The 18,286-nt window shown below is 49.7% G+C and carries 14 protein-coding genes and 1 pseudogene; 5 read left to right on the forward strand and 10 right to left on the reverse strand.

The window, feature by feature from the left end:
• Positions 1 to 113 precede the first annotated feature (113 nt).
• The 3 genes from DQW12_RS02655 to DQW12_RS02665 all read left to right on the forward strand — a co-directional run bounded on the left by DQW12_RS02655 (position 114) and on the right by DQW12_RS02665 (position 5,548).
• Positions 114 to 713 (forward strand): PilZ domain-containing protein, encoded by a 600-nt coding sequence (locus DQW12_RS02655; RefSeq protein ID WP_113906288.1) that lies wholly within the window; start codon positions 114 to 116, stop codon positions 711 to 713.
• A 72-nt stretch (positions 714 to 785) separates the two neighbouring features.
• On the forward strand, positions 786 to 4,277 hold the full coding sequence (gene mfd, locus DQW12_RS02660; protein WP_113906290.1) for a transcription-repair coupling factor: 3,492 nt from the start codon (positions 786 to 788) through the stop codon (positions 4,275 to 4,277).
• Between the two features lie 14 nt (positions 4,278 to 4,291).
• The gene (locus DQW12_RS02665) at positions 4,292 to 5,548 is read left to right on the forward strand and encodes a CsiV family protein (RefSeq protein ID WP_157957830.1); all 1,257 of its coding nucleotides are present in this window, start codon (positions 4,292 to 4,294) and stop codon (positions 5,546 to 5,548) included.
• 8 nt (positions 5,549 to 5,556) lie between these two features.
• Here DQW12_RS02665 and asnB read toward each other — a convergent pair whose 3' ends face one another.
• The 9 genes and pseudogenes from asnB to DQW12_RS02710 all read right to left on the reverse strand — a co-directional run bounded on the left by asnB (position 5,557) and on the right by DQW12_RS02710 (position 13,351).
• Positions 5,557 to 7,569, reverse strand: coding sequence for an asparagine synthase (glutamine-hydrolyzing) (asnB, locus tag DQW12_RS02670; RefSeq protein WP_113906294.1), 2,013 nt, complete (start codon positions 7,567 to 7,569; stop codon positions 5,557 to 5,559).
• Positions 7,570 to 7,586: 17 nt separating this feature from the next.
• Positions 7,587 to 8,657, reverse strand: coding sequence for an aspartate/ornithine carbamoyltransferase family protein (locus tag DQW12_RS02675; protein WP_113906296.1), 1,071 nt, complete (start codon positions 8,655 to 8,657; stop codon positions 7,587 to 7,589).
• Between the two features lie 120 nt (positions 8,658 to 8,777).
• Positions 8,778 to 10,223 (reverse strand): sodium:solute symporter family transporter, encoded by a 1,446-nt coding sequence (locus DQW12_RS02680; protein WP_113906298.1) that lies wholly within the window; start codon positions 10,221 to 10,223, stop codon positions 8,778 to 8,780.
• Entirely contained in the window at positions 10,216 to 10,734 is a 519-nt protein-coding gene (locus DQW12_RS02685) for a hypothetical protein (protein WP_113906300.1), read from the reverse strand. Before DQW12_RS02685 ends, DQW12_RS02680 begins: the two co-directional genes overlap by 8 nt.
• Before the next feature lie 135 nt (positions 10,735 to 10,869).
• Positions 10,870 to 11,241 carry a VOC family protein gene (locus tag DQW12_RS02690; protein ID WP_113906601.1) on the reverse strand — a complete coding sequence of 124 codons (372 nt, stop codon included), beginning with the start codon at positions 11,239 to 11,241 and terminating at the stop codon, positions 10,870 to 10,872.
• A gap of 50 nt (positions 11,242 to 11,291) precedes the next feature.
• On the reverse strand, positions 11,292 to 11,723 hold the full coding sequence (locus tag DQW12_RS02695; RefSeq protein ID WP_113906302.1) for a nuclear transport factor 2 family protein: 432 nt from the start codon (positions 11,721 to 11,723) through the stop codon (positions 11,292 to 11,294).
• A 10-nt stretch (positions 11,724 to 11,733) separates the two neighbouring features.
• A pseudogene (locus DQW12_RS02700) lies at positions 11,734 to 12,024 on the reverse strand (M24 family metallopeptidase); the annotation flags it as partial.
• Between the two features lie 18 nt (positions 12,025 to 12,042).
• The gene (locus DQW12_RS02705) at positions 12,043 to 12,249 is read right to left on the reverse strand and encodes a ParD-like family protein (RefSeq protein ID WP_113906304.1); all 207 of its coding nucleotides are present in this window, start codon (positions 12,247 to 12,249) and stop codon (positions 12,043 to 12,045) included.
• Between the two features lie 139 nt (positions 12,250 to 12,388).
• Entirely contained in the window at positions 12,389 to 13,351 is a 963-nt protein-coding gene (locus DQW12_RS02710) for a calcium/sodium antiporter (protein WP_113906306.1), read from the reverse strand.
• A gap of 229 nt (positions 13,352 to 13,580) precedes the next feature.
• Between DQW12_RS02710 and DQW12_RS02715 the strand changes: the two genes are divergently transcribed.
• On the forward strand, positions 13,581 to 14,390 hold the full coding sequence (locus DQW12_RS02715) for an alpha/beta fold hydrolase (protein ID WP_113906308.1): 810 nt from the start codon (positions 13,581 to 13,583) through the stop codon (positions 14,388 to 14,390).
• A 77-nt stretch (positions 14,391 to 14,467) separates the two neighbouring features.
• On the opposite strand, the gene acnA is transcribed toward DQW12_RS02715, so the two are convergent.
• Positions 14,468 to 17,185 (reverse strand): aconitate hydratase AcnA, encoded by a 2,718-nt coding sequence (gene acnA, locus DQW12_RS02720; protein WP_113906602.1) that lies wholly within the window; start codon positions 17,183 to 17,185, stop codon positions 14,468 to 14,470.
• A gap of 223 nt (positions 17,186 to 17,408) precedes the next feature.
• Between acnA and tesB the strand changes: the two genes are divergently transcribed.
• On the forward strand, positions 17,409 to 18,275 hold the full coding sequence (gene tesB / locus DQW12_RS02725; RefSeq protein WP_113906310.1) for an acyl-CoA thioesterase II: 867 nt from the start codon (positions 17,409 to 17,411) through the stop codon (positions 18,273 to 18,275).
• Positions 18,276 to 18,286 lie beyond the last annotated feature (11 nt).

Raw genomic sequence — 18,286 nt, forward strand, 5'->3', positions numbered from 1 at the left:
TCTTGCTCTGTAAAACAGTAAGCGCATTTGTAAGTGAATTTGCAGCATCTCTATAATTCAGGATATTCTGCAGGAAAGCACAGCATATTTGGCTGCGAGCAAGAGGAATTCCCATGAGTGACCGCCCTGAACCCACCGCGCTTGAACGTTATCAAGAGTACTACGCTATTCGCGACGTGGTTGCACTCACGGTAACCCCACTCGCAAGCGACTTTCAGCTTCCCGACGAAAACGACTTTATTGCGGAGATCCCCGAAGTATTTCGCCTTGCGAACGACATTCGCAATGTCGATTTGAATGCTGTCGCTGCACTTCGTGGTTTAGGGGCCCTCGCCGAGCCTCTCATGGCTTTGCTCAACCAACAAAACACCAAGCTTAACCTTTTACTTGGCTATGTACTGAGCCGTGAAGACACACCAGACGCACGGCACCAGTCTTATGAGTATGGCGGTGGTGGTGTTCGCTACCTCGACAACAATTCCGCTTTACAACTCGGCCAACACGTTAAGCTGAAAATTTTTCTACGAGAAATTGCTGCTGCTATCTATGCCTACGCCGACGTAGCCGCAATTGACTCAACCGCCAATGGCGACACCTTAATTACCCTCGCCTTTACCCGCATTCGCGACGACGATCGGGAAATATTGGTGCGCGCTAGTTTACAGGCACAAACCAAGTTGTTGAAAAAACGGGCAGAAGAACGAGACCGTTAAGCCAAGAGCCAGGTTTTCGCGTATAATGCGCACACTTTTGGCTTTCCACTTTCGGTTTAAAAGAACTTTATCATGCAACGTGTTTCTCTGCTTCAGCCGCCAATACCCGACAACGCCACGCTCGATCAAACATGGAAAAACCTGACCGGGAGCAGTTTAGCACTCGCGCTCTCAGGCCTAGTGAGAACCGCTAAACGGCCTATTTTGTTGGTAACCGCCGACGCTCCTGCGGCATATCGACTTGCACAAGAAGTGGAGTTTTTTCTTGCCGACACCAGTCACCACGTGCATGTATTACCCGACTGGGAAACGCTACCCTACGACAATTTCTCGCCTCACCAAGACATTATTTCCGAACGTTTGCGCATACTTTCACGCCTGCCCAGCATGCAGTCGGGGCTGCTTATTGTTTCGGTGAACACACTGTTACACCGCTGCGCGCCAGCAAGTTTCATTCAGGGCCATGCATTAGAGCTTAAGCAAGGCGAAACCATTACCGCAGAAAATTTACGAATTCGGCTCGAACGCGCCGGCTACCGGCATGTGGCACAGGTCATGGAACACGGTGAGTACAGTGTGCGTGGGTCTATTCTAGACTTGTTCCCAATGGGTTCAAAAGTTCCTTTTCGTATCGACTATTTCGACGACGAAATCGATAGCATTCGTACTTTTGATCCAGAAACCCAGCGTTCGCTTGAGGTCGTAGCCGAAATAGCCATGCTACCCGCGCGCGAATTCCCGACTACGCCAGAGGGTATTGAGTTTTTTCGCCGTAGTTTTCGCGACGCATTTGAAGCACAGACAGCCCGCGACTCGGTATACCAGCAAGTGACTGAAGGCATTATGCCGGCCGGTATTGAATACTATTTACCGCTCTTTTTTGAGCATACCGCTACCGTATTCGATTACTTACCGAGCGATATTGTGCTGGTTACCGAAGGCGACATTCAAAAGCAGCTCGAACAGCTCTGGCTCGACATCCAATACCGTTATGAAGACCGTCGTTACGATAAGCAACGGCCAATATTGCCCCCGCAACAGCTTTATTTGTCGACAGACGAAGTAAATTCAGCCTTTAAAAGCGTGCGTCGTATTCGGGTGAATATCCCAGCGCACAACCGCGCAAAAGGACCGGTTGAGTTTGCCACCCAAGCGCTACCGGAAATGCGCATTGACACGCGCCACAAAGAGCCGATGGCCGCTTTAACTAAAGCAATTAAGAGCCTGAAGCCGGAGCAACGCGTGTTATTTAGCACCGAGTCCGCAGGACGGCGCGAAAGTGTACTGAGCTTATTAGCGAAAGCGAAATTACACCCCACTATCTTCCCAAGCTTTTCCGCGTTTATTGACGGTACAGCGCAGTTTGGAATTATCGTTGGCCCGTTAACGCACTCCTTTATTGCTACCTTTAACGAACGCGATGAGTCTCAACAAATATGGGTTGTTACTGAAACCGAGTTACTGGGTGCAAAACCCGACATTCGCCGCCGCAACGAGCGCGGTAGCACGCAAAACACCGACGCGCTGATCCGCAACCTCGCCGAGCTCAATATTGGCCAACCCGTTGTGCATTTACAGCATGGTGTAGGTCAGTACCAAGGGCTCACAACCTTAGACACCGGTGGTGTAACTGCCGAGTTTCTTACCCTTGGCTACGCCAATGACACCCGTTTATTTGTTCCGGTAAGCAACCTGCATTTAATTAGTCGCTACAGCGGGGGCGACCTCGAAAAAGTGAATTTAAGTAAACTCGGCAGCGATCAGTGGGAAAAAGCACGGAAAAAAGCCGCCGAGAAAATTCGCGATGTGGCCGCCGAATTACTGGAAGTGTACGCCCAGCGTGAAGCCAAACCGGGCCACCCGTTCGACATTAACGAAGAAGACTTTGAACGCTTTGGTGCAGGCTTCCCGTTTACCGAAACCGACGATCAGCTCAATGCTATTGCCGCAGTAAAAGCCGATATGAGCCTACCTCGTGCCATGGACCGTTTAGTGTGTGGTGACGTTGGTTTTGGTAAAACCGAAGTAGCCATGCGCGCCGCCTTTATTGCTGTAAATGGCGGTAAACAAGTAGCAGTACTTGTGCCCACTACTTTGTTAGCCCAACAACATTATGAAAACTTTAAAGACCGATTTGCCGATTGGCCGGTGCGTATTGAAGTGCTGTCGCGTTTTCGTTCGGGCAAGCAAACCAACGAAACCTTACAAGCGCTTGTAGAAGGCAAAGTAGATATTGTTATTGGAACGCACAAGTTATTGCAGAACGACGTGAAATTCGCAGATCTAGGTTTACTCATTGTCGATGAAGAGCACCGTTTCGGTGTGCGCCAGAAAGAGCAAATTAAGCGCCTGCGCGCCGAGGTTGATATTTTAACCCTTACCGCAACGCCCATTCCGCGTACGCTCAATATGGCCATGAATAGCATTCGCGATCTGTCGGTAATTGCTACCCCCCCTGCACGCCGCTTGGCAGTAAAAACCTTTGTAAGGGAATACGACAAACCCACAGTTCGTGAGGCGGTACTGCGCGAGGTACTACGCGGCGGGCAAGTGTATTTTCTCCACAATAATATCGACACCATTGAAGCAACAGCCGAGAACTTACGCGAACTTATTCCAGAAGCCAGCATACGCGTTGCCCATGGGCAAATGGGTGAGCGTGAACTCGAACGAATTATGTCGGATTTTTATCACCAGCGGTTCAACCTATTGGTGTGTACCACCATTATTGAAACCGGAATTGATATTCCAACTGCGAATACCATTATTATCGACCGCGCTGACCATCTCGGCTTGGCGCAATTGCACCAATTACGCGGGCGTGTAGGTCGCTCTCATCATCAAGCCTACGCTTATTTGCTCACCCCCACGCCAAAGCGCATGACCAAAGACGCAATAAAGCGTTTAGAAGCCATTGCGCAACTCGAAGACCTCGGTGCGGGCTTTGTGCTGGCCACCCACGACCTTGAAATTCGTGGCGCCGGTGAGTTGCTGGGCGACGAACAAAGCGGGCAAATAGAAACCATTGGCTTCAGTTTGTATATGGATATGCTCGACCAAGCCGTAACAGCCTTGCGCGAAGGTCGCGAGCCCTCTCTAGACGCGCTGGTACAACAGCACACCGAAATAGAGCTCCGCATTCCAGCCATTTTACCGGAAGACTATATTCGTGACGTGAATACCCGGCTTTCGCTCTACAAACGCATTGCAGGAGCGGCAAATTCCCATGAACTCGACGCCCTACAAGTTGAGCTCATTGACCGCTTCGGCCTTTTGCCCGATGCCACTAAGAATTTGTTCCGCGTGAGTGAGCTGCGAGTGGCGGCCGAACCACTGGGTATTCGGAAAATTGAATTGGGCCCACAAGGTGGTTATGTGGAGTTCAATGCGCAAACACCTGTTGAACCCGCCGCCATTATTAAACTTTTACAATCTGAACCCCAAACCTACAGCATGGACGGTTCGACACGGCTTAAAATTCGCGCCAATATAGAACATACTCAAGAGCGCATAAAACTGGTACAGTCACTTTTTCTTGCATTGTCACCCGCGCAGGTAAATTAAGGAGCTTGGTTCAGGTGTTTAAAACGAGGTTATCTCACTTCTCTTATTCGGCGCTTGGTATAGTGTCTGCCCTGCTGTTCACGTTACCTGCATGGGCAGAAGAAACCGACAACGGCTACCGCTGGTTTGAAGTGGAAGTCCTTATTTTTCGGCACAATCAGTCTGAGCCGACTGATCCTGAACGCTTTCCAATTGCCGTTACCCCCATACCCACAGAAGGTTTGCGCGACTTGGTGGGCACCACCATGCGCCCCCATTTAGACGGTTTACTGAGCTCAGCCCCGCGCTGCTCTTATATGCAAGACCTCCCCGCAAACGTAGGGCAACTCGACTGGCCGATTACGCGCTACCCTATGCCCCCGTTACCAAACTTTGATGCCGATATTTTCTGTCGCCCGCACACAGAACGTATTATTACCGACAGCCTGTACCCACAGGCTCCCGAGCAGTTTACTATTGAGTTTTGGCAGCAGCGCCTGCCGACAGTGAGTGGCGAAGGCGGTGACATTCGCACCGCGGAAGAGCCTTTTTTAATGCCGCGCGAGGCCTTTACCTTTAATGAAGTGCGCGCTCAACTCGAGCGGCGTCATGGCGCCGATGTTCTACTTCACACGGTTTGGCGTCAACCCGTTTTTAATCGCAGTCAAGCGCGCCCACACCGCTTATTCGGCGGCGAAAACTTTACCAAAACCTTCGATTATTTTGGCTTCGCTAAGCCTAATGAAAATGAGCCCGCGCCGCTGCTCGACATGCAAGAGCCTCCGGCTACAAGCGCACAGGTAGCAACCCAAGCGGTAACAGAAATACCCAGCGAAAGTCAGCCACTGTCGGCCGAAGAAATGCAGGTTTTAGAACAAATTGAGTCCATCGACAACTTACTCCAAGCAATCGAAAGCGGTGATTTTCAATTTGCACAAGTGGACAGTCGTGGCGACTTATTGCCTTCACCACCGGCCCAATATCCTGCTGGGCTGCCCTCCGACGTGTGGGAGCTCGACGGTTCCTTTCAGCTCTATTTAGTGGGTAATTATTTACACATTAACAGCCAGTTAAATGTGCGCGAGCCAGAAACCTTCGGTCAGCAACTTACCTCCGCTCCAGAGCAAGTTACCGCGTGGCGTAATGGTGGCGCAGAACAAATTCCTTTTCTCCGCGGCTATTACCTGAACCAGCTGCGCCGCATTATCAGCCACGAAGTGCATTACTTTGACCACGACAAATTTGGCATGTTAGTGCAGGTACGCCGCACGGAACTCTCCGAACGGCGTTAAGCGTTCTATTAGGCGCTCCAGCCGAGTGCTTCGGCCCGCTTTGCGGCGTCTGCCGGCACGTCGGTTTGAACAAAATGTTTGTGTAAAATCTGAACACCCAACATGTGATTGACTACCGCGTCGAGCTGCACTTGAACTTCAGCGGTAATCTCGGGGTCGTCGTGCATGGCAAACAGTTTTTGCACTTCAGTAAAGTCGAGCAACCCTGCTCGCTCAACGGCTTCTTTACTTAAATGGCGATCCGCTAACACTTTCATGGCTTGCCATTTTTTCGGGTCCGTATGCGCTGGCGGCGCCATAAAGGCAAATTTCTCACGTTTGTACAGTGTTTCCGGCAACAGCCCTTTCATGGCCTCACGCAATACCCATTTTTCTTTATTGCCCTTAATACGCAAATGCGGTGGAATTTTAAACGCATGCTCAGCTAAGTGATGGTCTAAAAATGCTGGGCGCGCTTCCATGGAGTTGGCCATATCCACACGATCGCCACCCCAAGTTAAGATTTGCCCCTCAAGCATGGTTTTAATCCACACATACTGCGCTTTATCAAGCGGGTGGCGCTCTTTTAGCATCTCTTCATCGAGTGTCGCGGCAATCGCCGCACCGGCGTCGTAGTCACCTAAATTGTCTTTGTGGGTTTTAGCCATCAAAGTGTCGGCAAAGCTCGAGCAGGACAGCCATGGCTGCACACAACTCGGGGTAAAGCCCATTTTCTCCACAAAGGCGTCACTGACAAACTCTTCGCGGGCTAACATAGCGCCTTTAAACAGCTTGTTGTTTTTCTCCAACAGCTCTTCCCACTCTTTGCGTTCTTCCGGTGGCAAATGATCCAGACCATGCAAGAACAAGTCTTTACGGAACGCAGGATAGCCAGCGTATAGCTCATCCGAGCCTTCACCCGTCATCACCACTTTATACTGAGATTCGTTCACCTGCTGGCTCATCAAGTACTTCGCTACACCAAGAGTGTTGTAAATAGTGCGTTCTGTGTGCCACAAGGTGCGTTCAAAATGATCATAAAGATCATCTGCATTCAAGGTCATAATGTGATGATCCGCGCCCGTTGCTTCCGCCATTTCTTTGGCAATCGGCGTTTCGTCGTAATCTGCGGAATCAAAACCAATGGTAAAGGCTTTAATTGGGTTCTGGCTGGCTGCAGCGGCGAGCCCCAGAATAGAACAAGAATCGATACCCCCCGATAAATAACAACCTACCGGCACATCAGCCGTTAAGCGATGTTGTACTGCTTCCAAGAGCTTTTCACGTACGCCGTCTACGTAGGCTTGTTCGTCGGGGTTTTGGTCGTGCTCATGAGCGAGTGGGAAATTCACATCCCAATACTTAGTTTCGGTAACCTGAAGTTTGCCATTTTCTCGTTTAAAACTGACCACATGACCAGGCTGCACCTGCTTGATACCTTCAAAGGCGGTGGAGCCCGGCACCATCACTTGAATCAGTTGGTGATACAAACCTTCAGAGCTAAATTCACGCTTCACTTCGGGGTGTGCAAACAAGACCTTCAGCTCTGAACCAAACACCACGCCTTTTTCTGTTTCCGTGTAATACAGCGGCTTAATACCAAAACGGTCACGCACCAAATGCATGGTATCTTCTTGTTTGTCGTAGAGGGCAAAGGCAAACTCGCCCCGCAGGTGAGGCAACATATCCATCAAACCAAGCCGCGGATAAAGCTCGATGACAACTTCTGAGTCACTTTTACTGGCAAAACGCGCGCCCTGCGCGGTTAAATCGGCTCGAATGCGTTGAAAATCATAAAACTCACCGTTGTGAGCAAGCAGCAAGCGCTCGTCGCGTGAAAGGAAAGGCTGCCGGCCACGGTTTTCATCGAGATCTATAATCGACAAGCGGGCATGGCTAAAACCTACACCCGCGTCGTTCAATACTTTATAACCATAACCGTCAGGGCCGCGGTGATGCATAATCGCCGCCATATTCACAAGTACCTGAGGGTTAATCATGTCACTGGGATTCGGGTAAAAAACTCCGGCTATTCCGCACATAAATGTTGAGACTCCTGTTACACCACATCAATGACACGTTCAGCACGCTGCACCATACAGGTGAGCAACGCCATACGCACGAACACCGCACCCCGTGCCTGGCTGAAATACCAGTTATGGGTAGTGTTATCGAGATCCTTCGCAAGCTCTTCGCCACGCGCCAACGGGTGCAAAATAATCCCATCTGGCTTCAATGGCGAGCTCGCACTTAAGGTAAAAATTTTGCCATAGGTTTCGAACCCGTCACCTTCCCACGCAATGGCATTAATGTAGGTTACATCAAGGCGTGGTAAAACTGCGTCGAGGTCTTCCGACAAGGTAATCTTGAGCCCTCGCTCCGCAAGCTCTTCACGCTGCCCTGGTGCGAATAAATCGGCTTTACTGGCAGCATCATGAATAATCACAATTTCATTAAAACACTCAGGAAAAACCGCCAATGTCTTCAAAAGACTGCGAACGGTGCGCATTTTACTGGGAATACCTATCACACCCATGGTGATTTTTCGTTCTGGTGCGATTTCCGCTTGTAGTAGCTCCGGGCGCCATTTGAAAATGGCATACAAGTCTGCCATGGCTTGCGTAGGATGTTCGTCACTGCCATTGCCCGCATTAATAATAGGAATACGCAGAGTGTCCATCATGGCATTAATCGACTCTTCTTGGTTGTCACGCAACACCACACAGTCGCCGTAGTTATTGAACATTTCCGCCACGTCTTCGAGGCACTCACCTTTCGCTATACCGGTAGTAGAGCGGTCGGTAATCGACATAATGTCGCCACCTAATCGATGCCATGCGCTTTCAAAACTCAGGCGCGTACGCGTGCTCGGCTCGTAAAAAGCACTGATCAGAATCTTGCCTTGTAATGGCGAGCTAAAACGAGTCGGGTTACTCTCGTATTTAGCCGCGAGGCGAAATAACTGCTTGAGGGTGTCGCGGCAAAATTGATCCGACGACAAAATATGCTCATTAGACAGCTTTAACAGAAAGTCACCGTCTTCCTGAATGGTGCGTAACAGCGCTTTGGGATGGGCATCGCCATACACATCGGGCCGCTCGCGATTAAAAGACGCATCAGCTACGTTCATATAATTACCAAATCTCTTTTGATTTAAAATCTAAAATAAACAACAACACTAAGATTAAAGGAACGCAAGCCGCCAAAATTACTGCTGTAACGACGAGTGCGGTCAAACCTGAAACGCTGATCATCCCGACTCTCCTTCCATCGCTTTCTCATTTAAACGGCACCACTCAAAGTTTGTTTTACTCAGTTTTACACCGACAAAGGTAATAGCGCCAGACACCGCGCACGCACTCAGCGCTGCCACATAAAAGCCGATACTGAAATACGCAATTAAACCTATCGTGGTGCCCAATGCCATGGCTAGCGCTGCGGTTAGCCCGTTAATACGCGGGTTATACAAACCAAACACCACAGGCCAAATGGTGCTAGCAACAAAGGCACCGGTGAAATTTAATAGTGCCCCTAGGGTTGCCACCTGAGGCAAACAAAATAGCCAGGTTAACACCCCAAGCCCGACAATGACGCGCCGGTTTATTTTAAACAAACGGGCGTCATCCGCTTTTGGATTCATATGCTTATGATAAAGGTCGCGGGTTACCAAGTCCGACGTGGCGGCGAGCAAGGAGTCCAAGCTCGAGGCCAATGCCGAAAACACCACAATAAAAACAACCACCGCGCCAAAGGTGCCGAGTACATGCGCGGCAACGCTCGGCCCCACCATGTCTGGACTTGCGGGAAATATGCCAAGTTGGGGGGCCGCTAAGGCAACAAAACCGGTGACAATAGGAATGGGCAACCACAGTAAACCACCCACCAAAAAAGCTTTAAACGCTACTTTCTTTTTGAACGCTAAGGCCCGCGTCCACCATACATTGGAATGGAAAATTTCACCCAAGCCAAAAAAGATATTGTTGAACAAAAACATGATCGCTGCGGGGAATAACAAACTCAGCAATTCAGGATGGTTCATGCTCAGAGTTTCATGCACAGGCTCGAGCCCTTGACGCATTAACAACAGCACTGCCACTAACACCACACCCACAATAATAATGAGCGCTTGAATAAAGTCGGTGGCGATAACAGCTTTCAGCCCCCCAAATAAGGTGTAAGTGACACAAATGAAGAGTATGGCGCTCATGCCAACCTGGTAATCCAAACCGCTAAGCGCCTGCAACAAAATGCCGCCCGCCATACCTAAGCTGATTAACCAGCCTATGGCATACACCATGGAAATAACAATAAAGATACGCCACGCCCATTTGCCATAGCGCAAACGAATAAAATCACCGCTAGTATAGCCATGGGGCAAAAGCTCGCGAATACGGGCCGACAACGGCGCAAAGAGAATAAGGCCAAGTGCTGCGAAGGAATAGCCGATCATGCCCCACATGCCAAACTGATAGGTAAGTTGAGGCGCCACGAGAGTAGTGTTACTGGTCACCCAGGTCGCCATAGCTGTAGCTGCAGCAAAAGCAAAGCCCACATTACGGCCGGCTAACGCAAAGTCTTCATGAGTCTTATTAGAGCGCCCGAGGTAATAGCCAAAGGTGATCCAAATCAATCCAAACACCACCACAATGGCAAGGCCGACGGAGCTGTTCAGGGCAAAGGCTGGCGTGTCAGTCATGCTCAGTACCCTCCCGTTTGGTTTGCAAGTGATAACGTAAAATGGTCAGCACTAACAAAATAAAAATGCCGGCACCGATGGCAAAAAGCGTCAATGCCCGATTCAGAGAATGATGTTGAACGTGTACAGTAACCACGTTACTCACGGCTACGCGCTCAGCATTGGTAGCTTGAAACACCGCCGCACGAAAGTAATAGCGCCCGTCTGAGAAGCCACTTAGCGCTACTTGATTGAATTCCCCCATAGCCGGATACCGACGAATCACCGAGGCGAAGTCTTCGCTGTCACTTTGTTCGAACAGAAGTTGCGTTTCCGCAGGCGCGTTATGCAGGGTGTCGTCACCTTCCGCGTGCAGCCGAAAATATCCCTCGGAAACAGCCCCGGACGGTCCGGTGAGAGTGAGTGCTGGAGCCTCGCTTTGGTGGGCAAAACTCGGAATGCCAATAGTCCAATACAAACAGAACAAGCTGCTGCACATCAGCAGCACTATCCGTAATCCTGCTTTTGTCATAAAAAGGTCCTCTTGCCGGGGCAATGTTATCGAGCCATAGTACCGGGGAGCGACGAAACATTAACCCTAACAAGCGGTTGGGCAACTTGCAACTTTGCACCTGCACATCAGGAGTTTGTGCCACAGGGTCAGAGCTTACCGGTGTTGATCGATCAAGATCGGGTTACCGTCTGGGTCTTCCAAAACAATGCTGCCCGGACCTTCTTCATTTGTGATCTCATCTTTCAAGATGGTGAGTCCGCGGCGTTTGAGTTCGTCGCGTAAGTCGCGAACGTCGGTGAATTCACTTAAGTTCTGTGCGGACTGATCCCAGCCCGGATTAAACGTCAGAATGTTTTTCTCAAACATACCTTGAAACAGGCCAATAATGTGGTCGCCATTTTTAAGAATAAGCCACCCTTGGCCGCATTCCCCATGAAACGAGGTAAAGCCAAGCTTCTCGTAAAATGCCTTGGACGCTTCGATGTCCTTGACGGTTAGACTGACGGAAAATGCCCCTAAATCCATGGTTGATGACATAACGTGACCTCACTGTTGTGGTTCAAATCGCGGCCACGTTACTGCTCTGCCGCAAAGTAATACACCCGCTTAATTAAATTCCCAGAAAACTCATACACAGAAACACTGCGCTGCGCTTGGGGACCATTCGCCGTTTCATAACGTGCCACTTCAAGGGCGGATACTCGACCCTCTGTTGAGAATACATGCTCGAGCGAAGATTTACAGGTGGTGCAGGAATTAAAATAAGACGCCATGCCTTGGCGCAGCTGCGCTTTGCTGTTGGTCTCAGTCACCACCGTGGTGCCCGAAACCGTTAACCACTGCACGTCGTCGGTCACCATCGACATCATGGCGTCAACGTCACGCGCATTAAAGGCGGCAATATAGTCGTGAACTCGTTGTTCATGGTTCGAGTTATCGGCCGCTTGGACGAATGCCAAGGGCCAAAGACAAAGCACAAACAAGACAGATCGGAAACGGTTCAACATGGTTTAATTCCTAATTTGATTCAGTGGCGGACTGCTCGTCCGCGCGTAAGGTCAGGACCTCGAAACCGTCGGCGGTGACTGCAATAGTATGCTCCCACTGCGCCGATAGCTTCTTGTCACTGGTGACCACGGTCCAGCCGTCTTTCTTGGTTTTGATCTTGGCTTTGCCCTGATTAATCATCGGTTCAATGGTGAAGACCATGCCTTCTTTGAGTTTCAGCCCTTTGCCGGGTTGCCCGTAATGCAAAATGTTCGGCTCTTCGTGCATCTCCCGCCCGACACCGTGACCGCAATTTCGTCGGCCGTTTTGATAATCACATCAGCCACTGGCCACCTGCCTTACATCGACATCGGCCTGCTTCATCTGCTCGTCAATGATTTCAGAGAAGGTTTTGGTAGGATTCGCCTCGGCCAACATACCGATTTTCATCCAATATTCAGCCTGTGCGTTGATGGAGCGCACCATAACCGAGCTCGCTTTGCGAACCTCTTCGTGCAAGTCGTCGTTGATTTTTACAATGCCCATAAACAGCCTTGATATACGGTTTATGTATGAATCATATACGCTCACCCAGGATTGAACAAGCTAGCGTAAGACAACGAGGCACTCTATTTGCAACCAGACACTGATAACTCGCGCTATGAAAATAAATATTTCATACGGCTCACACGCCATAGGCCGTAAAGCTCAATGAAACGTACGCTGCATACGCAACAAGTAATACCCCACCCTCCAGCCGACTGAGCCGCCTGCCGGTATAGAGAAAAAGTAGAAGTATTAATGCAGTGCCCATCATTACCCATTGGTCGAACTGCAAAATACGAGCATGCACTGGCAAGGGCTGCAATAGCGCCGAGATACCGAGAATACCCAGCAAATTAAAAATATTACTGCCTAAAATATTACCAATGGCAACGTCTGCATGTTTGCGGAACGCGGCAATAACCGAAATCGACAACTCCGGAAGCGAGGTGCCAACCGCAACGAGCGTTAAACCAATGACGGCTTCTGAAACACCTAGTGATTGTGCAATACCAACGGCCCCTTTTAGCATGACTTGCGAGCCGCCAATTAAGAGCGCCAAACCGACAAGTACCGCTGCTGTTATCCAAAGCGTTGTTTTCGGTAACGTTGTTACTTCTTCAGCTTCCGCTGCATGGAGCGTTGCCGAAGGTGAGTGGCCACTGCGCTCAGTCCAATAGGCCCAAGTTAAATAAGCCGCCAAAAGCAAAAGTAAAATAGCCGCATCGGCTCGAGCGAGCGCGCTTCCACCGACTAAAACTAGAAACAAAGCGCTGGCACCAACCACGGTCACCGCGTCACGCCGCAGTACGAGTGGCTTAACCGCCAAAGGCGTAATGACCGCACACAAACCGAGTATTAATAGAATATTGCCAATATTACTCCCCACAACATTACCCACCGCAATGTCGGGCTGACCATTTAACGCAGCCTGAATAGAAACCACAAGCTCAGGGGCAGAGGTTCCAAAACCAACAATAAGCAAGCCACTTAACAGCGGGGAAATACCAAGCCGCTGCGCCGCCGCTAATGAGCCGCGAATTAACGCTTCTCCACCCACAGTAAGCAGTACGACTCCGATTGCTACAAATAGGAAATTAAGCATACGACTCCGTTTCAGCTTTAATAGCTTAGATCTTTTCCATCTCTTTTAGGGATGAGTCAAATTTCACGGTGCGAAGCGACGGACCGCGCATACTCAGTATTCAAGTGTTATGATTCTTGACCGCACCTGTTACATGCTTCGAGTTCACCCAGATGTTGGCGGAGTGAGGAGCTGCTCGAATTACCAGCAAACGAAACATAACCAAGCCCTACTGTTTTAAGGAATAATTTTGAAGTTTATCTTATTTATTGGTTTTGCATTATCTTTTACTGTTTCTGCTCAAGCAACACGTATCAATATAAATGAATTTGAGCTTGAGTATGAAATAGCCGGCAATGGTCAACATATCGTTCTTTTGGAGGCTGGTGGTAGTGCTGGCATGTCTGACTGGGAGCCTGTTTTTGAGCACATAGCCGAGCACGCTACTGTTATTCGATATTCTCGAGTTGGCAATGGCAATTCCACAGCGATTAAGAGACATTTTACATCGCGTGATTACGCAGACTACGCCAACGCGCTTTTAGTGGCATTAGATATTAACCAGCCTGTTATTTTAGTGGCTCACTCCTATGGTGGCAGCGTTGCACGAGATTTTGCCGCAGCTTATCCAAACCAAATAAAAGCACTATTAATGTTAGACCCGTCCTCAGAGCATGATGTTGATATATTGCGTGCTATTGATTTAGAGAGAGGGAATCGCGAAATTGCTCAGATCAAATTGGATGACATGGCCAATGGTATGTCGAACCAATATCTGGATTTCTGGAGCAAAAGGCCGCTGCCTGATTATCCCCAAATTCAAGATATGCCGGTAACGGTAATTACCTCGGTAAAAAAAGTGGAGAACCCAGCCAATTTGTTTTTCACCGATCAAGGCAGACAAATGTGGGGGGAGCTTTGGCAGCAATGGGCGAATGCTTTTCCTCAGGGGAGAGCGGTGTTGACTGAAAAAAGCGGTCACTTTGTACAGTTTGACGAACCAGAATTGGTTATCAATGAGCTGTTAGCATTAATGCAAAAACTGGACAAACACGACTAGGAAGAAACTGGGTAACCCTAACGCCGCCCGAAGAATCAATATACATCTTCAAGGCGGCGGTTTCTCACCCGAGCTACTTACTCAGCAATGAGTTGCCTTAACACGTGGTGCAAAATGCCACCGCTGAGGAAATAACGGATCTCATTGGCGGTATCGATGCGGCAAAGCACCTCGAACTCAACCGTTGTGCCGTCGTCTTTACTGGCTTTCACGTTAAAGCGCTGACCCGGTTTAATATCCGCATTCAAACCGAGAATATCGATTTGCTCGGAGCCGTCTAACCCTAAGCTCTGGGCACTTTCACCTTCGGCAAATTGCAAAGGCAATACACCCATACCCACCAAGTTAGAACGGTGAATACGCTCGTAGCTTTCTGCAATCACAGCTTTTACACCGAGTAAGCGTGTTCCTTTGGCTGCCCAGTCTCGCGACGAGCCCGTGCCATATTCTTTACCGGCTAGAATCACTAAAGGCGTGTTCTCGCTCTGATACTTCATTGCGGCGTCATAAATCGGCATTTGCTCTCCCGCAGGCATATAACGGGTAAAGCCACCTTCTACACCATCGAGCATCAAGTTCTTAATGCGAATATTGGCAAAGGTACCGCGCATCATTACTTCATGGTTACCGCGGCGTGAACCGAAAGAATTAAAGTCGCTTACGGCAACGCCCTGCTCTTGCAAGTACTTACCTGCGGGAGAATCGGCTTTAATGGCACCTGCCGGCGAAATATGATCGGTGGTAATGGTATCGCCAAACACCGCCAGTACTCGCGCGCCCTGAATGTCTTCCGGCTCTGCTGCAGGTTTGTCGATGCCCTCAAAAAACGGCGGATTCGCCACGTAAGTCGAGTCTTCTTGCCAGTCGTAGGTTTCACTATCGGGAATTTCCAGCGCTTGCCAATGCTCGTCACCGTCAAATACCGCACCATATTGGGTGGTGAACATCTCACTGGTCACCTGCTTCACCGCATTCTGAATCTCCTCATTGGTCGGCCAAATGTCTTTCAAGTACACCGGGTTACCGTCTTTGTCAGTGCCCAACGCATCTTTGCTCAAGTCCATACGGGTTGAACCCGCTAATGCAAAGGCAACTACCAGCGGTGGTGACGCCAACCAGTTGGCTTTCACTAAGGGGTGAATACGGCCTTCAAAGTTGCGGTTACCGGAAAGCACAGACGACACCACTAAATCGCCTTTTTCCACCGCTTTTGCGACATCATCTGGCAGCGGGCCCGAGTTCCCGATACAAGTGGTACAGCCATAACCAACTAAATCAAAGCCGAGTGCGTCAAGGTATTCTTCAAGCCCCGCTGCCTTCAAATAGTCGGTAACCACCTTCGAGCCAGGTGCTAAAGAAGACTTCACCCACGGCTTGCGCTGCAAACCTTTCTCCACTGCTTTTTTCGCCACTAACCCTGCTGCCAGCATCACACTCGGGTTAGAGGTGTTGGTGCACGAAGTGATCGCCGCTATCACCACATCACCATGAGACAATTTGTGATCCGTACCCTCAATCGGCACCGCGGTAGAATCGTCGAGTTGCGCTTTGGTCAGTGATTCCACGCCGCCCATTTCATCGTCTACCGACACATTCATGGAGTTTAGTAGTAAATCGAAGTTTTCCCGCAATTTCGGTACAGATACCCGATCTTGGGGACGTTTCGGACCAGCTAAAGAAGGCTCTACGGTGCTCATATCAAGTTCAAGGCTGTCGGTAAAGTCAGGCTCTTGATCGTCTGTACGCCACATGCCTTGGGCTTTACTGTAGGCTTCCACCCGTTCAATCACACTTTCATCACGACCCGACAAACGTAAATAGCGCACGGTTTCTTCGTCTACAGGGAAGAAACCACAGGTTGCGCCATATTCCGGCGCCATGTTGGCAATAGTGGCACGGTCGGCCAGTGGCAAGTGCTTCAAACCTGGGCCATAAAACTCTACGAACTTACCCACTACGCCTTTCTTGCGCAGCATTTGAGTAACCGTTAACACTAAATCCGTCGCGGTAATACCTTCTTTCAGTGCGCCGTCTAAACGGAAGCCTATTACCTCTGGAATGAGCATGGAAATGGGCTGGCCGAGCATGGCGGCTTCGGCCTCAATACCACCTACACCCCAGCCTAAAACACCGAGGCCGTTGATCATGGTGGTGTGAGAGTCCGTACCGACCAAGGTATCCGGATAAACGTAGGTTCTCCCGTCCATTTCGCCGGTCCACGCCACCTGCGCTAAATATTCGAGGTTTACCTGATGGCAAATACCCGTACCCGGCGGCACTACGCGAAAGTTATTAAATGCCTTTTGCCCCCAACGCAGGAACTCATAGCGCTCTTTATTACGCTCCATTTCAATTTTAACGTTCTCTTCAAACGCACTGTCAGAGCCGAATTTGTCGACCATAACCGAATGGTCAATCACCAAGTCTACCGCCGACAATGGATTGATTTTGTTTGCCGGTAAACCTGCTTTCGCCACTGCGTCGCGCATGGCCGCCAGATCAACTACCGCCGGTACACCGGTAAAGTCTTGCATTAACACGCGGGCCGGACGATATTCAATTTCATGAGAGGAGCTTTTATTCTTCAACCAAGCTGCAACGGCTTCAATGTCTTCCTTTTTTACGGTTGAGCCGTCTTCATGGCGGAGTAAATTTTCCAGCAAAACTTTCAACGAAACAGGTAGTTTGTCGATATTGCCCAGCGTTTCCGCCGCCTTTGGCAGGCTATGGTAGTGCAGCGTTTCACCGCCAACTTCGAGTGTAGACAAGGTATTAAAGCTATCGTGCACAGACATAAACATTCTCCGTTCTTGGATACTGTGTTGTTTATAAGCTTGGTTCAGTTCAGTAGAAATTCAAGGTATATCCACTATATACCAAACAAATGGAAATTCCTGTTTAATGTCATCATCATGCATTTGTAAACGCCCTGCGGTATACTGCGCTACCTGTAAAATGCGTTAAAAGTTGCGCTTGGAAACACCTTTAAAAGCTGAGTTAGAGGAAAAGGAACAACGAATGAGTCAGGTACTCGACGAATTACTCACATTAATGGATTTAGAAACCATTGAACAAGGAATCTACCGTGGGCAAAGCCAAGACTTAGGCTTTCGCGCTTTGTTTGGTGGGCAGGTTATGGGGCAAGCATTATCCGCAGCGAAAGAAACCGTGGATCCCGACCGCGGCGTGCATTCGTTTCATAGTTATTTTCTACGCCCCGGCGATGCCAATCACCCTATCGTATACGACGTTGAAATTATTCGCGATGGCAAAAGCTTTTCAACACGGCGGGTAAAAGCCATTCAGTTTGGTCAGCCCATTTTTTACATGACCGCGTCTTTCCATGGCGAAGAGCCTGGGCACGATCATCAGTCGCCAATGCCCAATGTACCCGGCCCCGAGGGTTTAATGTCAGATCTCGACGTTCACCGGGAAAATGAACACTTAATTCCAGAGCCACTGCGGGCTAAATTCACCAGCGAAAAGCCTATTCAAATGCGCTTTGTAACGCATTACAACCCATTCAAACCGGAGGTAACCGAAGCCAAGCGTTACGTGTGGATTAAAGCCAATGGCGATCTTCCTAACGACCAACGGGTGCACCAGTATCTGCTGGCCTACGCTTCCGATTTCAATTTTTTGCCCACTGCATTACAACCCCACGGTAAGAACTTTGCGTCGCCGGGAATGCAAATGGCCACCATTGATCATGCCATGTGGTTTCACCGACCATTCCGCATGGACGACTGGTTGCTTTACGCCATAGACTCACCCAGTGCGAGTAATGCCCGTGGGTTCGTGCGCGGTGAAATATATAATCGCCAAGGGCAGCTCGTGGCGTCGAGCACCCAAGAAGGCCTCATGCGCCAGCGCGAGAAAAAATAAAGCCCAGCAAA

It is taken from the genome of Aliidiomarina celeris (assembly GCF_003316875.1).
GTDB classification, from domain to species: Bacteria; Pseudomonadota; Gammaproteobacteria; order Enterobacterales; family Alteromonadaceae; genus Aliidiomarina; species Aliidiomarina celeris.

Excerpts from the sequence above, each read along its gene's own strand:
- DQW12_RS02655 (WP_113906288.1), top strand. The coding sequence starts at position 114 with ATGAGTGACCGCCCTGAACCCACCGCGCTTGAACGTTATCAAGAGTAC.
- mfd (WP_113906290.1), top strand. The coding sequence starts at position 786 with ATGCAACGTGTTTCTCTGCTTCAGCCGCCAATACCCGACAACGCCACG.
- asnB (WP_113906294.1), bottom strand. The coding sequence starts at position 7,569 with ATGTGCGGAATAGCCGGAGTTTTTTACCCGAATCCCAGTGACATGATT.
- DQW12_RS02675 (WP_113906296.1), bottom strand. The coding sequence starts at position 8,657 with ATGAACGTAGCTGATGCGTCTTTTAATCGCGAGCGGCCCGATGTGTAT.
- DQW12_RS02680 (WP_113906298.1), bottom strand. The coding sequence starts at position 10,223 with ATGACTGACACGCCAGCCTTTGCCCTGAACAGCTCCGTCGGCCTTGCC.
- DQW12_RS02685 (WP_113906300.1), bottom strand. The coding sequence starts at position 10,734 with ATGACAAAAGCAGGATTACGGATAGTGCTGCTGATGTGCAGCAGCTTG.
- DQW12_RS02690 (WP_113906601.1), bottom strand. The coding sequence starts at position 11,241 with ATGGATTTAGGGGCATTTTCCGTCAGTCTAACCGTCAAGGACATCGAA.
- DQW12_RS02695 (WP_113906302.1), bottom strand. The coding sequence starts at position 11,723 with ATGTTGAACCGTTTCCGATCTGTCTTGTTTGTGCTTTGTCTTTGGCCC.
- DQW12_RS02705 (WP_113906304.1), bottom strand. The coding sequence starts at position 12,249 with ATGGGCATTGTAAAAATCAACGACGACTTGCACGAAGAGGTTCGCAAA.
- DQW12_RS02710 (WP_113906306.1), bottom strand. The coding sequence starts at position 13,351 with ATGCTTAATTTCCTATTTGTAGCAATCGGAGTCGTACTGCTTACTGTG.
- acnA (WP_113906602.1), bottom strand. The coding sequence starts at position 17,185 with ATGTCTGTGCACGATAGCTTTAATACCTTGTCTACACTCGAAGTTGGC.
- tesB (WP_113906310.1), top strand. The coding sequence starts at position 17,409 with ATGAGTCAGGTACTCGACGAATTACTCACATTAATGGATTTAGAAACC.